Below are 20,690 nucleotides of genomic sequence, written 5' to 3'. Positions count from 1 at the left end.
ATGAAAGCCAAGATGTTCACCGGTCCACGGATCGTCGGTCTGCTGATCGTGCTGGCGCTGGCTCTGGCGGCCTGGATGATGCTGCGTACGCCCGCGCTGGAGGTTGAGGCCGCCAAGGTCACGCGCGGGCCGCTGGCAGTGACGATCGACGATCTGGGCGAAACCCGGGTGCGCGATCTCTACACCGTTGCCGCCCCGGTTACCGGCGAGCTGCTGCGTGTCCCGTTCAAGGCCGGGGCGGTCGTCACCCGCGGACAGACCCTGCTGGCCGAAATCCAGCCGATTACTTCAGATCCGGTCGATGCCCGCAGCTATTCGACCACCGTGGCCAATATTGGCGGGCTACAGGCTCAGCTGGCCGGGGCCCGGGCCCGCGTGCAGGAAGCCCGTGCGGCCGAGCAGCTGGCTCTTGCGGACTATAACCGGGTCAATGCGCTGCTGCCCGCCGGGTTCGTCTCGCGCGCCCGGTTCGATCAGGCCAGGGCCGCGCTGGCCCAGGCCCGCGCTGCTCGGGCTGAGGCGAGCCAGGCCCAGGATGCGGCACTCCATGCGCTGCAGGCGGCCCAGGCCAGTTTGCGCGGAGCGGCGGCTCCACCGCGCGGCCAGATTGTGCGGGTGCTGGCGCCGATTTCCGGCACAGTGCTGCGCGTGCTGGAGGAAAGCCGCAGCCCGGTGGTTGCGGGTACCCATCTGATGGAACTGGGCGATCCCGGCGCGATCGAGATCGTGTCGGACATGCTTTCGGCCGATGCGGTCAAAGTTCGCCCGGGCGCGGCGGTGGCGATCGATGCCTGGGGCGGCGATGCACCATTGCGAGGGCGGGTGCGGCTGGTCGAACCATTCGGTTTCACCAAGATCTCGGCGCTGGGGGTGGAAGAACAGCGGGTCAACGTGGTGATCGACCTGGTCGATCAGCAGGCGGCCTGGCAGCGCCTGGGGCATGGTTTCCGGGTGACGGTGCGGATTGAGCTGTGGTCGGCGCCCGACGTACTGCAGGTGCCGCTGGGCGCGTTGTTCCGCCAGGGCCAGGGCTGGGCGGTCTTCACGATCGGCAGCGATGGCCGCGCGCGACTGAAGGCGGTCAAGGTCGGGCACATGAACGACAGTGCTGCCGAAGTGTTGAGCGGATTGGGCGCGGGCGATCAGGTAGTGCTCCACCCCGGCGAAAAGGTGAAGGACGGCATCAAGGTTCGACCGACCGGCGGATAAGTTTGCCGATACAACAAGGCGATGGCATAGTCTGACGATGGACGACGAGGACGACTTCAATCCCGATCCGCCACCGCGCACCAAGCTGGGCGTTGCGCTGCTGGTGATCGCCGCGCATGTTCTGGTGATCCTGGGGCTGGTTCGGGCTTTCGCACCCGATTTCACCGCCAAGGCGGTCGAAAAGGTTCTCTCGACTTTCACCGTCACGATCACCACCCCGCCGCCCAAGCCGCCTCCGGCGCAGCAGCCCGACGCGGCCGGCAAATCGGGCGAAGCGGGCAAGAAGGCGATCGCCAGCGCCAGCAAGGCCCCGGCGCCCAAGATAGCAATTGCGCCCAAGCCCGCGCCCAAGGCCGCCAGTACCGGCAGTGCGGTAACTTCGGGCGCGGCCAGCCAGGGCAATGGCACCGGCGCCGGCGGGCCCGGCAATGGACCGGGTTCGGGTAATGGCGGCGATGGATCGGGCGGCGGCCGGGCGACCAAGGCAGTCCACATCTCGGGCCAGATCGACCGCGCGGGGGATTTCCCGCTGCCCCCTGGCGGACGCGAGGCGCGGATCGGCAAGTCCAATATCGTCGCGCTGACGATCAGTCCCAGCGGCCGGGCAACCGCTTGCCGGGTCTATCGGTCAAGTGGCTTTCCCGATACCGATGCGGTCACCTGCCGGCTGGCGATCGAGCGGCTGCGCTTCAAACCCGCCACCAATGGCGCGGGCGATCCGATTACCTCGACCTTTTACTGGCAACAGAAGTTCTTCTTCTGACTGCGGTCAGGGCTGGCGGGTGATCCGCAGCATCGCGGTGTCATAGCCCAGCGCCCGCGCCCGGGCGATCAGCGCATCAAGCTGGACCTGGCCGGGCTGGGCCTCGCGGGTCAGGATCCACAGGTATCGGCCCGATGGCTCACCAACGATTGACCAGCTGTAGTCCTCCGCCCGGTCGAGCACCCAGTAGTCGCCATAGAACGGCCCGAAGAAGCTGACCTTCAGTTTGGCGCCCGTGGCGGTATCGACCAGCTTGGCCTTGCCTTCGGCTTGCTTGCGCTTGCCATCGGGCTTGCGGCAGGCGTTGAGCACCGAAATCTTGCCATCGGGGCGCAGGGCATAGTCGGCGGTCACCCCGTCGCAGTCCTTCTGGAAGGCCTGTTCATAGCGCGCCACTTCGTACCACCGCCCAAGATAGCGGTTCAGCTCTACCGACTTGGCCGGCTGAGGCACTGCGGTGTTGCCAACCGGATGCTTTGACAGCACCGCGCAGCCCGACAGCGCCAGGGCGGCGAGGGCAAGGGCGGGAAGGAGAAGCTTGCGGGTCATGGGTGCTCCATTGGCAGAGTCAGGCTGAATACAGGATTACAAGTGGCTTTGCGCAGACCTCTGCTCCAGCTAGGTATCTGCCCATGATCGCCCAGACTATCCAGCTCGCGCTCGCTCCGGTCTTCGTGCTGGTGGCGATCGGCAACATCATGAACCTCTTGTCGACCCGGCTGGGCCGGGTGGTCGATCGCTCGCGCCATTTGCAGGGACTGCACATGGCGACCGAGGGGCCGGAACACGACATGGTCGTCGCTGAAATCCGTCTGCTTGATCGGCGGATCCGTCTGATCACCCGCGCGATCGGGTTGCTGGTTTCCAGCGGCCTGGCGATCGGCACCACGGTGGCAGTGCTGTTCCTGCAGGAACTGGCCGGGCTAGAGCTGCAACGCCTGGCTGCCGGGACCTTCATGGTCGCGGTCGCCTTGATGATGTGGGCGCTGCTGCTGTTCCTCAGCGAGACCCGGATCGCGGCGCAGCAACTGAAGATCCCGCGCGACTACCTGGAGCTGGAGCGCGACCTCTAGGTCAGCAGCTTGCGCGCCTTCTGCTCCACCGCGCCGCGGATCATCGGCTCGACAAAGGACAGTGCGGGCGGCAGGTCGATCACGAAGGTTACCGTGCTGTCGGCGATCTCTACCTGACCGGCGACGCTCTTGCCCATCGCGGTGACGTGCAGGTCCATCTGGTCCTCGTGCGGCCAATCGACCTTGACGTCGGCCATGCCGCCCGGGAACAGCCCGGCGATTTCGCCGCTGCGCGATTGCAGGCGGCGGCGGGCCTCGTCACGGCCCAGGCTGTGCGGGATCGGGATGCGCATCAGGCGGGCCCCGATCCGCCTTCGTCGGCTTCACCGTACTTGTATTCCAGATAGCGGGTCTGGATCGCCAGATTGTCGATCGGCCCCATCGCCAGCTGGCGGGTGACGCTGTCGATCTCGGCGCTGATCGTCTGCAGCCCGTCCAGCAATTGCTTGTTGGGGCTCGATCCGGCGCGTTCTTCATAGCGCAGGTGCTCGGGGATCTGGCGATAGCCCTGGACCAGCCCGGGCAGGTGTTCGCCCACCAGCTTGCGCACTTCGCCGGCCTTGGGGTGATCCTGGTCCGACTGCGCCAGCTGCGCGCCCAGCACGTCCAGCTGCAGGCCGATGTGATCGACCAGTTGCACCGCCGGAGGCGGCAGCGCGGCGCGCTGGCCTTCCAGCCACAGCTCGGTCTGGCCAACCAGCCGGCGCACGTCGGTCTGCGCCGGGTTGAGGTCCTCGATCCCGGGCATCTTCATCTGCGGATACTTGCCGAACAGCCAGACCGCCCCGGCCGTGGCCAACGCGCCCAGCATCAGCCCGGAAAAACCGATCCCTTCGATCACCGTGCCGACGATCGACAGCCCGATCCAGATCGCGCCCACCGCCAGCGCCACATTGCGCAGCTTGCGGCCCAGGTGGCCCCGGCGGATCTGCCGCGCGCCTTGTGGCAGCACCCGGCGGCCGCCGGCGCGCTGGTCCACCAGGCTGCGCCGGGCCGCGCCGATGATCATGTCAGACTGGTGGGCTTCGCCGGCCACTTACCCCTCCAGGCTCAGCAGGCCGGGCGCATCGTGCATCGCCTGGGCCTGCGCGGCGCCTTCGGCGCGGGCGATGTAGCCCTTGCTCTTTTCCAGCTCGGCCGACAGCGTGGTGACCGTCTGCTTCATGCTGTCGAGCGCCTTGACCTTGAACTGGTCGATATTGTCCATCGTGTCATAGATGTTCTGGAAGGCGCGCTGCAGCACTTCGACCGGAATGGTCGAGCTGGCGGCCTGTTCGTGGATCCGCCCGGTCTGCTCGCGCAGCAGGGTGCTGGTCGAATCGATGATATTGGCGGTGGTCGAATTGAGCGCGGTGATCTGTTCCAGCACCAGTCGCTGGTTGGTCAGCGCCTGGGCCACGGTCACCGCGGTGCGCAGCGCGCCAACCGTGGTGGTGCTGGCGCGGTCAACGCCCTTGACCAGTTCGACGTTGTTCTTCTTGACCAGGTCCAGCGCCAGGTAACCCTGCACCGAAACCGCCATCTGGGTCAGCAGATCCTGGGTGCGCTGGCGGACATAGAACAACGCGCTTTCGCGGATCGCCTTGGCCTTGGCCGGATCGGTCGAATCGAGGTCGTTCGCGGTGGTTTCCAGCTTGGCGTCGAGCGCCTTGGAAATGTGGATCATCTGCTCCAGCTGGCCCATCGCCTCCCACAGCTTCTGCCGTTCAACATCGATCGCGGCATTGTCCATCAGCAGCTCATCCTTGCCCGAGGCGAGGTGGGTGAGGATCGACTGGATGTGGGTCTGGGCCGACTGGTACGATTCGAAATAGCGCTTCATCGTGTTGCCGAACGGGATGAAGCCCAGGATCTTGCGCCCGGTCGAAAGCTGGCCGTGCTTGCCCGGATCGAGCGTTTCGACCGTGCGGCGCAGTTCGGCCAGGTTCGCACCGACCCCGGCGTCCTTGTCCATCGCGCGCACCGGGCGATCGAGGAAGCGGTTCGACATGCCCGCCGCCGCCGCAATCTCCTTGCGGCCCATGTTGGTGATCTGATCGACCTTCTTGCCGAATTCGGGCGAATTCGAATCCGAAGCGATCAGATCGGCAACGAAGGCATCGACCTTGGTATCAAGCTTTGACTTGTCGGCCGCTGAAACCGGTACAAGCCCGGCCGCCGCTTCGGGCGCAACCACCGGCACCGGATCGGGCGGGGTAAGGTTGAGCGGGGTGGCGGTGGCGGTATCGACAGGCGTTGTGGCCATGGGTTCACATTCCGTAAGCAGTTGTCCTCACCCCAATGTGGAGTGCAAGCGGCCAAGATGCAAGCTGTGTTATCATAGTAAGACACGTGCGGCAAGGTGATGATTCAAATTGATTTGCTGCCGGTGCGGGCAAGTGCGGAAAATGCAAGTTGATGAAACACATGCGCGGCGTTCCTGAATTGCGGGCCATAGGCCAGGCCCAGATGCGCCAAAGCCGCGCTGGTGGCGCGGCTTTGGGAAGGGGGCAGGGCAGGATCACACCGGGAATCATCGCGGCTTCGCAGCTCTTTGCATCAGATCAGCATGCCTGCCCGCCGCGATGTAGGAAAGGACTTAGCCGAACCAGCGGCCAAACAGCCCCCGGCGTGGCCGCGGCGGGGTGTTGCCGCTGACTTCGTAGAGATAGTTGGCCAGCACTGCGGCTTGTTCGCGGGTCATCAGGATGTGATGGTCGTCCAGCGCCGCGCGGTCTGCGCAGCGGGTCGATCCGGCACATTGCAGCTTGAGATCGAGCTTGGACCCCAGCGTCTGCATCCCCCAGTTGACCAGGACGCCATAGCTTTCGTTTTCGGGCACACGATTGTCCATTGCCAACTCCCCCGGCGGCAATCTTGGACGACCCTGTGAGCATGTAGTCCGATGCGAATGCACGATGCAATGGCCCAGTCAGTCCCGTTAGAGGACATATCCCCTGCCTGTTCAGGCAAACCCAACAGGCACGATTGTCTGGCAGATCACTTTAACCTGCGCCTGAAATCAACTAACAACGGTCATTGCAACCAATAGACCAACTCTTTCAGGAGAGAAGCCATGGCGTTGTCCATCAAGGTTCCAAAAAAGGTTGCCGACCGCATAGTCGCCGGGATTCGACGGTATCAGGGAATTGCCAAGAAGGCTGTCGAGAAGGACGTATCGGAAGCCGACACGGTCACGATCGTCAAGGACATGTTCTGCGACATCTTCGGCTATGACAAATATGGCGAACTGACCAGCGAGCAGCAAATCAGAGGTACTTATTGCGATCTCGCCGTCAAGGTTGGCGGCAAGGTTCATTATCTCTGCGAAATCAAGTCAGCTGGAACGACACTGAACGAAAACCACATTCGCCAGGCAGTCAACTATGGCGCCCACAATGGAATTGAATGGGTAATCCTTTCCAACGCGATCAGTTGGAAGGTCTATCGCATCAAATTTGCCCAGCCGATCGATTGGGAAGAGGTCGTTTCGTTCGACATGGCAACGATCGGTCGCAGTCAGGAAGATGTAGCCAGGCTTTACATGCTCTGTCGTGAAGCGATCACCAGCGAAACACTTGATGCGTTCCATCGGCAGGCGCAGATCGTGAATCGCTATGTTATCGCTGAAACCTTGCTGTCAGAGCCCGTGATCGGTGCCATCCGCAAGGAGTTTCGCCGTCTCTTCGATGGCTTGAAGGTCGCCGATCACGAATTGCGAGATATTCTGGTGGGCGAAGTGATCAAGCGTGACGCGCTTGATTCAGAGCCTGCCAAAGCTGCGCGCGCCGTCATCAAGAAAGCTGAAAGCAGCCTCAAGCGCAAGGCGGCAAAGGCGGCGAAATCGGAACTCACTGCCTAACGGGAAATGGCGAAGTCATGTTTCACTCCAAGACCTCCTCGTCCTGAGCCGGGTGAAAGGCGTCTCAACACATTCAACCGTCGCGCAACTACCTTCGACAAGCTCAGGGAGAGCGGGGCTGGGGCAGACTACCGGCACAGCAGTCTATCCGACGAGTTTCGTGTACATACAGCACCGGCCCGCCCAGCTGGCAGGGCGCGGCCTTGATCCAGAAAGTTGGAATCCCCGGTTGTGTCCCGGAAGCTTCTGTCTAGGTAGCTTTGCATGAGCCGCCCGAACGACAATCAGGCACCGCAGCCGAAGGTTCCAGTGGATGATGCCATCGCTCGCGATGGACGCGCCTGGGCATGTCTGTTCCTGGCCTGGGGCATCGCCACCATCTCGGCGCTGGGTGTCTTGTTCGTCGGCGAAGTGATGGGGCAGACGCCTTGCAGCCTGTGCTGGTTTCAACGGGCCTTCATGTTCCCGCTGGCAGTCATTCTGGGAATCGCCGCGCTGCGCAGCGACTTTACGATCTGGCGCTATGCCATGGCGCTGGCCGGCCTGGGGGCGTTCGTCGCGCTTTATCACTCGCTGGTCTACGTTGGCGTCATCGCTGAAAGTCTGGCCCCCTGCAGCCAGGGTGTTTCTTGTGCGAGTGCCGATATGACCATCTTCGGGGTGTTGCCGCTGCCATTCCTTGCGCTTGGCGCATTCCTGGGCATTGCGGCGCTGATGTACTTTTCAAATCGGAAGGCTGAATCATGACACGGCGAACGATCGTAGCGCTGTTCGGCATTGCCGCGATTGCTGTCTTTGTGCTGGCCGCCGCACTGTATACCAAGCCCGCACCTGATCTTGCGCAAGATGTTGATGTCAATGGTGAAAGCGTGCTGTTCCGCAGGTACTCACCAGTGCTTGGCCCGGTTGACGCAAAGGTGACCTTGACCGAATTTTTCGATCCGATGTGCGAGACGTGCCGCGATTTCTTCCCGGTGGTGGAGGAGATCGTCGCGGATCACCAGGGCAAGGTGCGGGTTGTGCTGCGCTATGCCACTTTCCACCCGGGATCCGAAAATGCCGTCAGGCTGCTTGAAGCGGCGCGCCGGCAGAACAAGTTCGAAGCCGTTCTCGTTGCCCTGCTGGAACGGCAGAGCGAGTGGGCGTCGCACGAAGGGATCAATACTGCGCTAATGTGGGAGCTGGCTGGTGGAGCCGGCCTGGACATCGCCAAGGCCAAACAGGATGCTGCATTGCCGGAAATCGACCTGCTTATCCAGCAGGACATGGCCGACGCCAAGGCGGCCGGTGTGACCAAGACGCCGACCTTCTTTGTCAATGGCAAGCCATTGCAATCATTCGGAAAGCAGGAGCTTTACGATATGGTCGTGGAAGAGGCGGCGCCCCCCGGCGCGAACTGAAGCGACGGTTCCCGAATGCGCCTGCGGCGCAATCGGGACGCCCAGCTTTCTCCCGGTTTCCGCCTAACTGCCGGTCGCCCCTCAGGCCCCAGCTTGATCGGTTCGATCGCGCCCGAAAGATACTGCTTCTTGGCCTTTGCGCGTGATCCCTGTTTTGGCGCGTTTGCGCACTGGGTGGGCTGGCGATGGGTTAGGCGGAATCAAGGCCTTCAAGCCGCCGCAGCGACATCACTTTCGCATTTCAGATGCATGCCCAGCGCGGACATCACCTTGAGCAGCGTCTCCAGCGTCGGATTGCCGTTCTCGCTGAGTGCGGTGTACAGTGCCTGCCGGTTAACACCGGTTTTTTCCGCGATCTTGCTCATACCCTCTGACCGCGCCGCAACACCAAGCGCGTTGGCGATATAGGGGACATGACCGCTTTCAAAGGCGTCGTTGATCAGGTCAATCACGCTGTCGGGCGTGTTGATGTATTTTGCCGCATCGAAGGAGGTTGTTGCAGGCTTCGTCATGATCCGTTTCCTTATGCTCCAATCTTCCCAAGGGGTGAGCAAGCCCTCGCTTGAATTCAAAAATCTTTTGCCAACCGCTGCGCCAACTTGATTGCCCGGTCCTGTCCGCGCTTGTCACTGCCACACAGCAAGATCACGACCGTCTGATCGCGAATGGTGTAATAGAGGCGATAGCCCGGCCCATAGTCGATGCGCACTTCGCTGACGCCATTGCCGACTGTTTTCCAATCTCCCAGCAGGCCCGACTGGATACGCACCAGCCGAGTGGCAATTGCCGTCTGCGCACGTTGATCGCGCAGGGCGTCCAACCAGGCTGCGAACTCGGCAGTTTGCTCAAGGTTGTACATTGTCGTTCATATACGACAATTTTTGTGGAGCGTCAATCTTGGAGGTACCAACCAACGGCCTTTGGCCGCCAGGCAATTTTCCGTGCCCTATGCCGCCAGCTTGATCGGTTCGATCTCGCCCGAAAGGTACTGCTTCTTGGCCTTGGCCCGGCTGAGCTTGCCCGACGAGGTGCGCGGCAGGGTGCGCGGGGGGACCAGTTCGACGATCGCCGGGTGGCCCAGGATCGAGCGGACCTTGTCGCGGATCGTGTCGTGCAGGCGTTGGCGTTCCTCGGGGTCGGAAACCCGGCAGTGGACCAGCACCGCCACCGATTCCTCGCCGCTGTCGGTCTCTACCGAGAAGGCGGCAATGTCGCCGTGGTTGAAGCCGGGCAGCTGTTCGACCGCCCATTCGATATCCTGCGGCCAGTGGTTCTTGCCGTTGATGATGATCATGTCCTTGGCGCGGCCAACGATGAACAGATAGCCATCGACCATGTAGCCCATGTCACCGGTGTCCAGCCAGGCGCCCTTGCCGTCATCGCCCGGCACCATGCAGGCCTCGGTCGCTTCGGGATCGCGGAAATAGCCGACCATCACCGACGGGCCCCGGCACCAGACCTTGCCGATCTGGTGATCGCCCAGCGCCTTGCCGTTGCCATCAAGGATCGCCAGTTCCATGTCCTTCACCGCCTTGCCGCAGTTGACGATCGCGCGGTAGCGGGCCGGGCGCGACAGATCGCGCGCCGTGCCCGAAAGGCGTTCTTCCTCAACCAGCTCGACGCGAATTCCTTCGCCCGGCGGCATGATCGTGACCGACAGGGTCGCTTCGGCCAGGCCATAGCTGGGCAGGAACGCGCTGGCCTTGAACCCGGCGGGGGCAAAGGCGTTGACGAAGCCCTGCATCACGTCGGGGCGGATCATGTCGGCGCCATTGCCGGCGATCCGCCAGCGCGACAGGTCGAAGCGTTCGGTGACATTGCTCTGGCTGGAAATCCGGCGCGCGCAGATGTCATAGCCGAAGGTCGGCGAATAGCTGAGCGTGGTGCCCGGATTGCGGCTGACCATGTCGAGCCAGGCCAGCGGGCGGCGGGCGAAATCCTCGGTCTTAAGGTAATCGGCCGAAACCTGGTTGGCGATCGGCGAGAGGAAGCAGCCGACCAGTCCCATATCGTGATACCATGGCAGCCACGATACGCAGCGATCGCTTTCGATCAGCTTCATGCCCTCGCCATGCCCGGCCAGGTTGTTGAGCAGGCTGGCATGGGTCACCGCAACGCCGTGCGGGAAGCGGGTCGATCCGCTGGAATACTGCAGATAGGAAATGTCGTCGGGATCGGCCTGGGGCAGGTCGCAATCCGGCGCGGGACGCGCGGCAAGATCCTGGAACGACATCCCTTCGCAGCCCTGCCGTTCGGCGGCGGGGTGGCTCAGCCCGGCGATTTCCTCGGGGTAGAACAGCACCTTGGGATCACTGCTGGCCAGCTGGACCGCCAGCTGATCGACATAGGCGTCCTTGCCGCCAAAGCTGGTTGGCAGCGGCAGCGGCACCGGCCAGGCCCCGGCATAGACGCAGCCGCAGAACAGCGCGGCGAATTCCGGCCCGGTTTCGGCGATCAGCGCCACCCGGTCACCCTTGCGGATGCCGTGGGCGATCAGCCGGCGGGCCATGCCCAGCGCATCCTCGCGCAGTTCGCTGTAAGGATAGACCCGCTTCAGCGTGCCGCGCGGATCGTGGAAATTGAGCCCGCGCTTGCCCCGGGCCGCATAGTCCAGCGCATCGCCGAAAGTGGCGAAATTGGACAGGCGGCGGGGCAGATCGTCTTCATTCGGCGTGGGAACAAGGGCCTGTTCGGCCTGGCTCTCAAGCGTGGCGGCATCGGTCATGCGCGATAAAACCCGTTTCTTATCAGTGCGAAACGCCCGAATTGCTGGGCGTTCCGCACATTGAATCCACCGCGGGCCACAAATGGCCCGCATCCCCGGCCTCCCCATTTGCCCGCGACTGTGGCACGAATAAGGCCAATGGTAACCAACGCGTCACAGTCTGGCCGCGCCAAACGGCCGCCCCGGCCGCTCGATTCGGCCCGGCTTGAAGAGCTGGCGCTGGCCTATGTCGCGCGCTTTGCCACCTCGGCCGCCAAGCTGGAACAGTACCTCAACCGCAAGCTGCGCGAGCGCGGCTGGGAAGGGGAGGGCGAGCCGCCGGTTGCGCCGCTGGTCGATCGTTTCGTGGGCGCGGGCTATGTCGATGATGCCGCCTTTGCCCGGGCCAAAAGCTCCAGCCTGCTCCGGCGCGGCTATGGCCAGCGGCGGATCGCGCAGGCGCTGGGCGCGGCGGGGATCGGCGAGGCCGAGCGCGAGGCGGCGCGGGCCAGCCAGACGGCCCAGCGCCGCGCGGCACTGGCCATGGCCAGGAAACGCCGGTTCGGTCCGTTCGGCCCGGACCTGCCCGATCGCGAGCGCCGCGAAAAGCAGCTGGCGGCGATGCTGCGCGCCGGCCATCCGCTGGATTTTGCGCGGCTGCTGGTGAGTGCCCAGGATGCCGACACGGTTGAGGAATGGGCTGAACAGGGAGAGGGCGAGCAATGAAGCGGTGGATGATCCTGGCTGCGGCGGCGCTGGCGCTGGCGGCCTGCAAGGGTGGGGCCGGGCCCGGCTCGCCCACGGCCGGCGAGGCGCCTGCGCTCCATCCCGAAAGCGGGCTGCCGGTTGCGCCGCTGACGATCGAGCGGGGCGAGAAGACCTACCACTTCCGCGTCGAACTGGCGCAAACGACCCAGCAGCAGGCCCAGGGGCTGATGTTCCGCACCAAACTGGGTCCGGCTGAAGGCATGCTGTTCCCGCTCGATCCGCCGCGCACGGCCAGTTTCTGGATGCGCAACACGGTGATCGGGCTGGACCTGCTGTTCATTGCCGCCGACGGGCGGATCGCCAACATTGCCGCCAATGCCAAGCCCTATGACGAAACGCCGCTCAGATCGGCCGGGCCGGTCAAGGCGGTGCTCGAGCTGCCGGGCGGCCGCGCCGCCGAACTGGGGATCGTCGCCGGGGACCGGGTCAGCTGGTGAAGCATGCGGCGCCGCTGCTGCCGCCGACTGGTCACTGAATTTCAACGGCTTTCGGCTAGACCCCGCGCAATGGGGGAGGCTGAATGGTCAAGTTCCTGATTACCTATCTGCTGGTGACCGGGATCGGCGCGTTTTTGGCGCTGGCCATGCCATGGCTGGTGGTGATCGGCCTGTTCTTGCTGATCGTTCCCGGGCTGGTGCTGGCCCTGATGCCCACGGCCTTTCTCTATGGTGTCATCTTCTCCGCCGGATCGCTGCCGGTGCTGTGGCTGACCGGAAGCGAGGTGGCGGCCACATTCGCCGGGTTTGCCATGCTGCTGCTGGTTACGTCCACCACCACCCGGCCGGTCCGCCAGCGCGACCTGGCCCGGTATCGCGCCTCGATCCTGCCCGATGTCACCCCCGATCAGACGATCGCGCTCAGCGGAGTGGTGCGGCTTGAAATGCGCAACCCAAGGCGCGAGAAGGTCGGCGGCGTCAAGCAGGCCGGATATGCCTGCGACGGATATTGCCTGGCCGCGCTGTTCACGCCGGGGGTAACCGCGGTGACGATCGACCGGTCCATCGGGGGAGAGCACTCCGCGCCGTCGCCAGAAGCGCGAACCTATCGCCTGGCTCCCCGGCCCGGCAGCACCAGCAATGCCCAGGTCAATTTCGATGCGATCACCCCGCCGCTACAGAACGAGGCGGCCAGGGGGATGCAGGACTACGAGGCCGGAAAGCAACTGGTGGCCAGCTGGGCGCTGCGTCTGGCCAACGAATACTGCCTGATCGAGGAACCGGCCCGCGAACACGCCGATTTCACCATCGTCCAGCGCGAAAGCAGCGATGCCGGCGTGATGCCGAACTGGAAGTTCGGGCCGGGCAGGCTGAGTACCGAAACGGTCGATATCTACCATGGCGAGGACCTTGTCCTGCGGTCGCACCAGAGCACGATCACCACACTTGCCGCGATCCTGCAGATCGGGACCAGCGGGGGGATCGAGAATTTCCGGTTCCAGTGGGCGCGCTCCACCACGCACAGCAAGCGCGGCCATGGCTCGGTCGATCTGTCCCGCCTGCTGGGGCAGCATACCAACCTGGCGGGCAAGCCGGGGCGCGATCTTGATGCCCAGCGGCAGGCCAATCTGCCGCTCTTCCGGGCGCAGCTGGCAAAGGCGCTGGACGATCCCGCGCTGACCAGCAGCAGCCCCGACTTCAAGGTGCTGACCGGCTATTTCCAGGCTGTGGGCAAGGCGGCGCAGCCAGAGGATGTTGACCTGATCGCGCGGCTGGTGGCCGACACGCGGCTGCCGGAATATCGCGGGATCTACCAGCTTGAGCTTACGCTGGAGCAGGTTCGCCCGATCTACGCCGCCTATTGCGCCCGGGCGGCACGCAGCGATGCCACACTGGCGCTGCGCAACAGCTCGGTCGGGCAGCTGGTCAAGCAACTCCGTGCCGATGCCCTTGCACTGATCGGCCCGGAACAGGAAGCCCTGCTGTCCGATCCGGCCAGGCGGCTGCTGGTGCCAGAGCTGGTCCGCGCGCTGGGCTATGGCGGCAGCGCTGAAGGGCGGCGCTTGCTGGACATGCTGAAAGAGCATGCCGAGGTGCTGGCCGGGATCCGTGAGCAGCGCCGTACCCGCAAAATCGGCAGCTATGGCCGCCAGGACGAACGTGATGCGAATATCGCGCTGGTCGGTGCCGCCAAGGAAGGGCTGTGCCTGCTGGGCCCCAAGGCGGGCGAGCTGCGCGACGAGCTCGATAGCTTCCTGACCAGCGGCACCTTGCCGGAAAACCTGGTGGGCGGGCATGAAATGAGCGAATGGGACCTGATCCTGGCCCGGATGGGCAAGCCGATCGAAGCGATTGCCAAGCCCAGAACCCTCGGCGGGACCGAGGAAAACTATCGCCGCAATCTTCGTGACCGGGTTGAGCGGTGGAAGCCCGATCGCCGTTAACCTCCGCCTACTGGTGCCATTTCACCGCCAGCCCCTTGCCTTCCCCCGCCCAGTTCCTCTAACGCGCCCACATGGGAATCCTCGGCAAGATCTTCACCTGGTGGGATGGCGCGACCTTCAGCACCGCGTTCAACTCTGGCCTGACCGGCGTCAAGGTTGGCTCCGATGCGCAGGGCAACACCTATTTCCGCGCGAAAAAGCCCTATCCCAAGGGCCATCCCTTTGCCGGCAAGGAACGCCGCTGGGTGATCTACAACGGTGCCAACGATGCCAGCCGGGTTCCGGCCGAATGGCACGGCTGGCTGCACGGCGCCTTTGACGGCGTGCCCGAATCGAACCTGCCGCCGCCGCGGATCTGGGAAGCCGATTATACCCCCAATGCCACCGGCACGGCCAAGGCCTATCGCCCGGCGGGCGCCACCGGCCAGCGCGCCGCGGCAACGGGCGACTATGAATCCTGGTCGCCGCAGGGCGACAATCTCAAAGCGTCGCCGGACGCCTGAGCCAGATGCGCGGCCGCGCCCTCCTGCTGGCCGCGTGCGTGGCGCTATCCGCCTGCCAGGGCGGTGACGAACCCGATGCCACCGCCACCGAAGTGCCCAAGGCGGTTGCCGCCAATGGCGCCGCTGCGCAGGTGGTCGAAAGCGAATACGGCACCCCGGTGAAGGACCGCGTGGCAACGCTGGGCCTGCTCAACAAGCGCAACAATTCCAGCCAGGACGTGGTGCTGAAGGTGGGCGAGGCCAAGCGCGTGGGCAACGTGGTGCTCAAGCTGGCAACCTGCGAACGCTCGCTGCCGTGGGAAAAGCAGGTCGAAGCCGGCGCTTTCGTGCAGGTCTTTGTCGAAGAACGGGCGAGTGCGGACCAGCCGCTGAGCTGGCGCAAGGTCTTTTCGGGCTGGCTGTTCAAGAATTCGCCCGGCCTCAACGTGGTTGAGCACCCGGTCTATGACGTCTGGGTCAAGGACTGCGCGATGAAGTTCCCGGGTGAGGAAGACAGCCCGGCCCCGGCGGCATCGGCCAGCAGCGCGGCGAATCCGGCCGGCAGCCCGGCCCCGGCGGCCAGCGCTTCGCCCGCGGCCAAGCCTGCCGCAGCGCCCTCTCCCAAGCCTTCGCCCAAGCCATCGGCCAAGCCGCCGACCGCGCCATCGCCCTCGGTCGGGATCTGAGCGGCGCGCAGCCGCTCCAGGTATTCGCTCTGGCTGATTTCGACCGCGCCCAGCGAGGCGAGGTGATCGGTCATGAACTGGCAGTCGAGCAGTTCGGCGCCCACCCGCCGCAGCGCCGCGACCAGCCAGGCCAGCGCCACTTTCGAAGCATCGGTGCGGCGGCTGAACATCGATTCGCCGCAGAACACCCGGTCAAACCCCACGCCATAAAGCCCGCCGACCAGCTCGCCCTGGTCCCAGCATTCGATCGAATGGGCCAGCCCCAGCTGGTGCAGCGCGATGTAGCTGTCCTCAATCCGGTTCGAGATCCAGGTTTCGCCTTCATCGCGGCGCGGCGCGGCGCAGGCTTCGATCACCCGGGTGAAGGCGCGGTTGCAGGTTACTTCGAACGAACCGCGCTTCAGCACCTTGGCCAGCGAACGCGCGCAATGGAAATTGTCCAGCGGCAGGATCGCCCGGCGGCGGGGTTCAACCCAGAAGATGTCCGGATCGTCGCGCCGGTCGGCCATCGGGAAAACCCCGCCGCGATAGCCCAGCAGCAGGATCTGCGGATCGATCGGTGAAGGCGATTGCGGGGCATGCACAGTGTTTGTGCATATGAACCTTTGCAGATCGCTTGTCATCCGGCAGACTTGTGGCTAGAGGCACCCCCGCCCGCAGGAGTGTAGCTCAGTTGGTAGAGCATCGGTCTCCAAAACCGAGGGCCGCGGGTTCGAATCCTGCCACTCCTGCCATGCTTCCTTTCCTTTCTTCCCCCGCCACCCCCCGCCAGGGCCTGATCCTGGCGCTGCTGCTGGCCGTGCTGGCCATGCTGCCGTTCGTGGTTTCGCACTATCCGCAGCAAGGCGATTTCGCCTCGCATCTGGCGCGTTACCGCGTGATGATGGCCGGGGCCGGCGATGCCGACCTGCTGCGCCACTATGCCTTCGAATGGCGGCTGGGGGGCAATCTGGGGGTCGATCTGCTGGTCGCCGCGCTGGCCCCGCTGCTGGGGCTGGAACGCGCCGCCTGGGCAGTCTCGGCGGCGATTCCCGTGCTGACCGGGCTGGGCCTGATCGCAGCCGAATGGACGCTGCGGCGGCGAATCGGTCTGGGCACCATGCTGGCCATGGCCACGATCTGGTCACCCGCGCTGTCGCTGGGGTTTGCCAATTTCTGCCTGGCGCTGGCGCTGGCGCTGTTCGGACTGGCGCTGTGGGTGCGGCTGGAGGGACGCTGGTGGCGCGGCGGAGTGATGCTGGTGTGGGGCCTGATGACCTGGCTGTGCCACCTGGCGGGCTGGGGAGTGCTGGGCGTGCTGGTGGCCGGATACCAGTGGAGCCGCGACAAGAGCCTGCGCGCCCTGCTGGCCTGCTGGCCGCTGGCGCTGCCGCTGCTGCCGGTGCTGCTGGGCCAGGGCGGCGGCACGCACGTGGCCGAATATGGCCAGCCGCTGCTGGGCTACAAGTTGGGGATCTGGATCAAGGCGCTGCGCGACCGGGTTTTCATGCTCGATTTCCTGACCCCGCTGCTGCTGCTGCTGGCCATGGCAATGGCCGCGCGGCGCGGGCGGTTCGACATGCGGCTGGGCTGGGCGGCGCTGGCCCTGACCGCGCTGACCCTGCTGCTGCCGCGCCATCTGGCGGGCGGTGACTATGCCGATTACCGGCTGGTCGCGGTGGCGCTGATGGTCGGCGCGCTGGCGATCGACTGGGAGGCGCCGCTGCCGCTGCTGGCGCTGGGCGCCACGCTGTTCCTAGTGCGCCTGATCGCGACCACGCTGGCCTGGCAGGCCGAATCGAGCCAGCTCGATACCCGGCTGGCGGTGCTTGACCGGCTGCCGACCGGCGCACGGGTGGCCGGCGCGGTGGCGATCGACCAGGCGCAATGGGCGCTCGACCCGTTCGAACATGCCCCCAGCTATGCCGCGGTCCGGCGCGCTGCGCTGGTCAATTCGCACTTCGCGCGCGACGGGTTCCACCTGTTGCGGCTGAAGGATGCCAGCCTGGAGTTCACCGACCCGTCGCAGCGCCTGCTGCTGGCGCCGGGCGAAGCGCCGGATCTTGCCAGTTTCGCCCCGGCCCGCGAGGCCGATTATCTGTGGTACATCGGCACGCCCGCGCCGCGCAGCCTGCCGGCCGGGGCCGTGCTTGTCGCTCGCACGCCGGGCAGCTTGCTGCTACGCCTTGCCAGCACCGGCAAGCCGCACTAGTTCGCGCGGCTTCCCCAGCTTTCGGAATCACTTGCGCTTGGACACCACCGCCCAACCCAGCCCCGAGCCGATTGCCGCGCCGCCGCGCCGCCGCCTGGGCTGGCTGCGCGACGAACCGGGCACGCGCGAGATGTGGTGGTTCGCGCTGGTGCTGACGGCGCTGTCCACACTGCCGTTCTTCACCAGCATCTATCCGCAGATGGTGGACTATCCCGCGCATCTGGCGCGTTTCCACATCATGCTGAACCGCGATGCCAGCCCGTTCCTGCAGGAATACTATGGCTTTGGCTGGCGCTGGATGGGCAACCTGGGCGCCGATATCCTGATCCGGCCGCTGGCCCGGGTGATGCCGCTGGAGAGCGCGGGCTGGCTGATCGCGATGATCCTGCCGCTGATCAACGGTGTGGCGATCCTGACGGTCGAATGGACCCTGCGCAAGCGGATCGGGCTTGCCTCGATGCTGGGCTTCTCGTTCATCTGGTCGCCCTCGCTGCTGCTGGGCTTCCTCAACTTCATGATTGCCCAGGCGCTGGCGCTGTTCGCCTTTGCGCTGTGGGTGAAGATGGATGGATCGCGCTGGCGCAATCCGCTGTTCATTCCGATCGGGCTGGTGGTCTGGCTGGCCCACGTCTCAGGCTGGGGGATCCTGGGGCTGATGGTGTTCGGCTATGAATGGAAGAAGGACAAGTCGTGGCGGGCCTTCCTGGCGCCCTGGCCGCTGTTCTTCCCGCTGCTGGCGCTGGTCGCGGGCGGCAGCGTGGGCAAGCCGCCCAGCTATGGCCCGCGCCCGGAAATCTACAAATGGGCGATCTGGAAGCAGGCGATGCGCGGCACCCTGCAGTATTTCGACTATGCCAACACGATCCTGATCGGGCTGATCCTGTTTGGATCGATGCTGTTCAGGCGGTGGGACTGGCGGCTGGGCTGGGCCGCGCTGATGATGCTGGCGGCATCGCTGGCCATGCCGCGCCACATCTTTGGCGGCGATCTGGTCGATGCGCGGATGATCTCGGCCGGGCTGATGGTCGGCTGCATGTCGCTGGCCTGGCGCGCGCCGCGCTGGCTGGTGCTGGCAGCGGCGGCGCTGTTCCTGGGGCGGCTGGCCTATACCACCATGGACTGGCAGCGCGATGCGCGCGAAACCGCCGAAATGCTCAAGGCGCTGGATGACCTGCCGCAGGGGGTGCAGATCGCCAGCTACATGGTCACCGAACGGCGCGAATGGGGCTATAACAGCCAGGAACACATCTGCGGCTATGCGGTGGTGCGCAAGGACGCGCTGATCAACTGCAATTTCGCGCTGCCCGGCATCCACATGATGACGATCCGCAAGGGCGGCGATTTCTTCCGCGATCCGTTCCACAAGCTCAACCACCGCGCGGGCAAGCCGATCGACACCTATTTCTACGAACCGGCGATGCACACCGACTGGTTCTGGTTCATGGGCCAGGAAGATCCCTCGCGGCTGGCCTATGGCTTCAAGGAAGTACGGCGCGGGCGGCACTGGATCCTGGCCAAGCGGGTCAAGCCCAAGCTCGATTGACGCTGCCATCTTGCAAATCGGCCCCCGGATAGCTAAGTGCCGCCGTGTCTTCCGACACAAGGAGTACATTTCGCCCCTCCCGGTCCCGCCGGGGCGGCGATGAGGCCTTGGCGAAAGACACGAGGAATGGCTCATAGCGAGAGTGACAGGCTGATGGCGAAGTTCAATCCCGGCGAATTCATGCGCCAGGTCCAGGCGGAGGCCCGCAAGGTGGTGTGGCCGAGCCGTCAGGAAACCACGACCACGGCAATTTTCGTGGGGATCATGATGTTGATCCTGGCCATCTTTTTCCTCGGCATCGATTCGCTGTTCGGCTGGGTCGTGAAGTCCCTGCTGTCGCTGGCCTAAGCGCCGGTTTCCCATCTAAAGAAGAGACGTTCCATCATGGCTCGCTGGTACATCATCCACGCCTATTCGGGCTTCGAAAACAAGGTGAAGGAATCGATCCTTACCGAAGCCGAACGCAAGGGGCTTGAAGCCCTGGTCGAGGCGGTCGAGGTTCCGCATGAAACCGTGACCGAAGTGAAGCGCGGCAAGAAGGTTCAGGTCGAACGCAAGACCATGCCCGGCTATGTGCTGGCCAAGCTGACCATGAACGACGATGTCTATCACCTGGTCAAGAACACCCCCAAGGTCACCGGGTTCCTGGGCCATGCGGGCAAGCCGCAGCCGATCACCGATCGCGAAGCCGCGCGCTATTTCGGCGCCCGCGAAGCTGCCGCAGCCGAACCCAAGAAGCACATCCACGTCGATTACGAGATCGGCGATTCGGTCAAGGTGCTCGACGGTCCGTTCAACTCGTTCACCGGCGTGGTGGAAGAGCTCGACTTCGACAAGAACCGGGTCAAGGTTTCGGTCTCGATCTTCGGCCGGGCCACCCCGGTCGAACTGGACTTCGAACAGGTCGAACTGTCCAAGTAAGGATTGGCGGCAGCCTGAGCGCTGCCGCAGCCTACTTCTTCTTCAGGCCCTTTTTCAGCGCCTCAAGCTCGGCCTCAAGCCGGGCTTCGCGTTGCAGCGCGGCCAGTTCCTCGTCGAGCGCGGCGGCCTTGGCGCTGCCGCCTTCGCTGGCCTGGGCAAAGGCGATCCGCTTTTCCAGCGTGGCGATCCGGTCACCCAGGGCGTCGACCTTGTCGGTGGCAGCGGCGGCAACCGCTGCGCCCGCGCTGGGTTTGGCCGCATCCTGGGCGGCCTGTTCGGCGCGCAGGCGGGCACGGGTTTCGGCCAGCTTGGCTTCCAGATCGGCAATCGCGCCGCGCAGCGCGGCGGCTTCAGCCTCGGCATCGGCCTGTGCCTGGCGCATGGTCTTGCCGCCGGCCTCGGCATTGGCACGCTCGTCGAGCGCGCCGCGGGCCAGATCCTCGCGGTCCTTGGAAAGCGCCAGCCTGGCCTTGTCGTGCCAGTCCTTGGCGGCCTTGTCGTGCGCGCGGGCGCTGGTCTCTGCGTGACGGCCACGGCGTTCGGCCAGGGCCGCATCGCGGGTCAGGGTGATGATCGCCTCTTCGATCTCGACCTGCAGCAAGCGCAGCATCTTGGCCGGGCTGGATGCCTTTTCGACAAGTGCATTGAGATTGCTTGACGCCAGTTCTTTGACGCGCACTGCCACTTCAAACATCGATGTCCCCTGCCAGCCCAATTGCCTGAACAGGG

General features: G+C 64.7%; 24 protein-coding genes, 1 tRNA gene and 1 pseudogene. 16 read left to right on the top strand and 10 right to left on the bottom strand.

Going from position 1 to position 20,690, the window contains the following annotated elements; all coding sequences use genetic code 11:
• Both IT549_RS11810 and IT549_RS11805 read left to right on the top strand, forming a co-directional pair.
• Nucleotides 1-1,209 carry an efflux RND transporter periplasmic adaptor subunit gene (locus IT549_RS11810; RefSeq protein WP_292973397.1) on the top strand — a complete coding sequence of 403 codons (1,209 nt, stop codon included), beginning with the start codon at nucleotides 1-3 and terminating at the stop codon, nucleotides 1,207-1,209.
• Nucleotides 1,210-1,246: 37 nt separating this feature from the next.
• A complete protein-coding gene (locus IT549_RS11805; RefSeq protein ID WP_292973395.1) occupies nucleotides 1,247-1,972 on the top strand; it encodes an energy transducer TonB in 726 nt (241 codons plus the stop codon).
• Nucleotides 1,973-1,978: 6 nt separating this feature from the next.
• Here the strand turns inward: IT549_RS11805 and IT549_RS11800 are convergent, their stop codons facing one another.
• Nucleotides 1,979-2,521 carry a lipocalin family protein gene (locus tag IT549_RS11800; protein WP_292973393.1) on the bottom strand — a complete coding sequence of 181 codons (543 nt, stop codon included), beginning with the start codon at nucleotides 2,519-2,521 and terminating at the stop codon, nucleotides 1,979-1,981.
• Between the two features lie 83 nt (nucleotides 2,522-2,604).
• Between IT549_RS11800 and IT549_RS11795 the strand changes: the two genes are divergently transcribed.
• Nucleotides 2,605-3,045 carry a DUF2721 domain-containing protein gene (locus IT549_RS11795; protein WP_292973391.1) on the top strand — a complete coding sequence of 147 codons (441 nt, stop codon included), beginning with the start codon at nucleotides 2,605-2,607 and terminating at the stop codon, nucleotides 3,043-3,045.
• Here the strand turns inward: IT549_RS11795 and IT549_RS11790 are convergent.
• The 4 genes from IT549_RS11790 to IT549_RS11775 all read right to left on the bottom strand — a co-directional run bounded on the left by IT549_RS11790 (nucleotide 3,042) and on the right by IT549_RS11775 (nucleotide 5,878).
• Nucleotides 3,042-3,338, bottom strand: coding sequence for a polyhydroxyalkanoic acid system family protein (locus IT549_RS11790; RefSeq protein WP_292973390.1), 297 nt, complete (start codon nucleotides 3,336-3,338; stop codon nucleotides 3,042-3,044). The genes IT549_RS11795 and IT549_RS11790 overlap by 4 nt on opposite strands.
• Entirely contained in the window at nucleotides 3,338-4,081 is a 744-nt protein-coding gene (locus IT549_RS11785) for a hypothetical protein (protein ID WP_292973389.1), read from the bottom strand. The genes IT549_RS11790 and IT549_RS11785 overlap by 1 nt, the downstream gene beginning before the upstream one ends.
• Nucleotides 4,082-5,290 (bottom strand): toxic anion resistance protein, encoded by a 1,209-nt coding sequence (locus IT549_RS11780; RefSeq protein ID WP_292973387.1) that lies wholly within the window; start codon nucleotides 5,288-5,290, stop codon nucleotides 4,082-4,084.
• A gap of 333 nt (nucleotides 5,291-5,623) precedes the next feature.
• Nucleotides 5,624-5,878 carry a hypothetical protein gene (locus tag IT549_RS11775; RefSeq protein ID WP_292973385.1) on the bottom strand — a complete coding sequence of 85 codons (255 nt, stop codon included), beginning with the start codon at nucleotides 5,876-5,878 and terminating at the stop codon, nucleotides 5,624-5,626.
• 222 nt (nucleotides 5,879-6,100) lie between these two features.
• Between IT549_RS11775 and IT549_RS11770 the strand changes: the two genes are divergently transcribed.
• The 3 genes from IT549_RS11770 to IT549_RS11760 all read left to right on the top strand — a co-directional run bounded on the left by IT549_RS11770 (nucleotide 6,101) and on the right by IT549_RS11760 (nucleotide 8,286).
• Nucleotides 6,101-6,886, top strand: coding sequence for a type I restriction enzyme HsdR N-terminal domain-containing protein (locus IT549_RS11770; RefSeq protein ID WP_292973383.1), 786 nt, complete (start codon nucleotides 6,101-6,103; stop codon nucleotides 6,884-6,886).
• 264 nt (nucleotides 6,887-7,150) lie between these two features.
• Nucleotides 7,151-7,633: a disulfide bond formation protein B gene (locus IT549_RS11765; protein WP_292973381.1), complete on the top strand. Its 483-nt coding sequence runs from the start codon at nucleotides 7,151-7,153 to the stop codon at nucleotides 7,631-7,633.
• Nucleotides 7,630-8,286 carry a thioredoxin domain-containing protein gene (locus tag IT549_RS11760; protein ID WP_292973379.1) on the top strand — a complete coding sequence of 219 codons (657 nt, stop codon included), beginning with the start codon at nucleotides 7,630-7,632 and terminating at the stop codon, nucleotides 8,284-8,286. The genes IT549_RS11765 and IT549_RS11760 overlap by 4 nt, the downstream gene beginning before the upstream one ends.
• 209 nt (nucleotides 8,287-8,495) lie before the next feature.
• Here the strand turns inward: IT549_RS11760 and IT549_RS11755 are convergent, their stop codons facing one another.
• The 3 genes from IT549_RS11755 to IT549_RS11745 form a co-directional block, all read right to left on the bottom strand.
• Nucleotides 8,496-8,798, bottom strand: a complete 303-nt coding sequence (locus tag IT549_RS11755) for an addiction module antidote protein (RefSeq protein ID WP_292973377.1) — start codon at nucleotides 8,796-8,798, stop codon at nucleotides 8,496-8,498.
• Between the two features lie 56 nt (nucleotides 8,799-8,854).
• Nucleotides 8,855-9,145 (bottom strand): type II toxin-antitoxin system RelE/ParE family toxin, encoded by a 291-nt coding sequence (locus IT549_RS11750; RefSeq protein ID WP_292973375.1) that lies wholly within the window; start codon nucleotides 9,143-9,145, stop codon nucleotides 8,855-8,857.
• Between the two features lie 87 nt (nucleotides 9,146-9,232).
• Nucleotides 9,233-11,011 carry a fatty acyl-AMP ligase gene (locus IT549_RS11745; protein WP_292973373.1) on the bottom strand — a complete coding sequence of 593 codons (1,779 nt, stop codon included), beginning with the start codon at nucleotides 11,009-11,011 and terminating at the stop codon, nucleotides 9,233-9,235.
• A gap of 138 nt (nucleotides 11,012-11,149) precedes the next feature.
• Here IT549_RS11745 and IT549_RS11740 point away from each other — a divergent pair, with 138 nt between their 5' ends.
• The 5 genes and pseudogenes from IT549_RS11740 to IT549_RS11720 form a co-directional block, all read left to right on the top strand.
• Nucleotides 11,150-11,716, top strand: coding sequence for a RecX family transcriptional regulator (locus tag IT549_RS11740; protein WP_292973371.1), 567 nt, complete (start codon nucleotides 11,150-11,152; stop codon nucleotides 11,714-11,716).
• Nucleotides 11,713-12,195, top strand: coding sequence for a DUF192 domain-containing protein (locus IT549_RS11735; protein WP_292973369.1), 483 nt, complete (start codon nucleotides 11,713-11,715; stop codon nucleotides 12,193-12,195). The genes IT549_RS11740 and IT549_RS11735 overlap by 4 nt, the downstream gene beginning before the upstream one ends.
• An 83-nt stretch (nucleotides 12,196-12,278) precedes the next feature.
• Nucleotides 12,279-14,138 (top strand): hypothetical protein, encoded by a 1,860-nt coding sequence (locus IT549_RS11730; protein ID WP_292973367.1) that lies wholly within the window; start codon nucleotides 12,279-12,281, stop codon nucleotides 14,136-14,138.
• Between the two features lie 71 nt (nucleotides 14,139-14,209).
• The gene (locus tag IT549_RS11725) at nucleotides 14,210-14,641 is read left to right on the top strand and encodes an NADH:ubiquinone oxidoreductase subunit NDUFA12 (protein ID WP_292973365.1); all 432 of its coding nucleotides are present in this window, start codon (nucleotides 14,210-14,212) and stop codon (nucleotides 14,639-14,641) included.
• Nucleotides 14,642-14,646: 5 nt separating this feature from the next.
• A pseudogene (locus IT549_RS11720) lies at nucleotides 14,647-15,048 on the top strand (DUF2155 domain-containing protein); the annotation flags it as partial.
• A 35-nt stretch (nucleotides 15,049-15,083) separates the two neighbouring features.
• Here IT549_RS11720 and aat read toward each other — a convergent pair.
• On the bottom strand, nucleotides 15,084-15,890 hold the full coding sequence (gene aat, locus IT549_RS11715) for a leucyl/phenylalanyl-tRNA--protein transferase (protein WP_292973363.1): 807 nt from the start codon (nucleotides 15,888-15,890) through the stop codon (nucleotides 15,084-15,086).
• Between the two features lie 74 nt (nucleotides 15,891-15,964).
• Between aat and IT549_RS11710 the strand changes: the two genes are divergently transcribed.
• The 5 genes from IT549_RS11710 (at nucleotide 15,965) to nusG (ending at nucleotide 19,961) form a co-directional block, all read left to right on the top strand.
• A tRNA-Trp gene (locus IT549_RS11710) sits at nucleotides 15,965-16,040 on the top strand.
• Entirely contained in the window at nucleotides 16,040-17,497 is a 1,458-nt protein-coding gene (locus IT549_RS11705) for a hypothetical protein (RefSeq protein ID WP_292973361.1), read from the top strand. Before IT549_RS11710 ends, IT549_RS11705 begins: the two co-directional genes overlap by 1 nt.
• Before the next feature lie 37 nt (nucleotides 17,498-17,534).
• The gene (locus IT549_RS11700; protein WP_292973359.1) at nucleotides 17,535-19,040 is read left to right on the top strand and encodes a hypothetical protein; all 1,506 of its coding nucleotides are present in this window, start codon (nucleotides 17,535-17,537) and stop codon (nucleotides 19,038-19,040) included.
• Between the two features lie 153 nt (nucleotides 19,041-19,193).
• Nucleotides 19,194-19,388: a preprotein translocase subunit SecE gene (secE, locus tag IT549_RS11695; protein WP_292973357.1), complete on the top strand. Its 195-nt coding sequence runs from the start codon at nucleotides 19,194-19,196 to the stop codon at nucleotides 19,386-19,388.
• A gap of 36 nt (nucleotides 19,389-19,424) precedes the next feature.
• Entirely contained in the window at nucleotides 19,425-19,961 is a 537-nt protein-coding gene (gene nusG, locus IT549_RS11690; protein ID WP_292973355.1) for a transcription termination/antitermination protein NusG, read from the top strand.
• A 31-nt stretch (nucleotides 19,962-19,992) separates the two neighbouring features.
• Here the strand turns inward: nusG and IT549_RS11685 are convergent, their stop codons facing one another.
• Complete coding sequence (locus IT549_RS11685) at nucleotides 19,993-20,655, bottom strand: PspA/IM30 family protein (RefSeq protein ID WP_292973353.1); 663 nt, start codon at nucleotides 20,653-20,655, stop codon at nucleotides 19,993-19,995.
• Nucleotides 20,656-20,690 lie beyond the last annotated feature (35 nt).

This window comes from Novosphingobium sp., from assembly GCF_020852455.1.
GTDB lineage: Bacteria > Pseudomonadota > Alphaproteobacteria > Sphingomonadales > Sphingomonadaceae > Novosphingobium.
The sequence above is the reverse complement of the archived record's forward strand: the minus strand, read 5'-3'. Positions and strand labels throughout refer to the sequence as shown.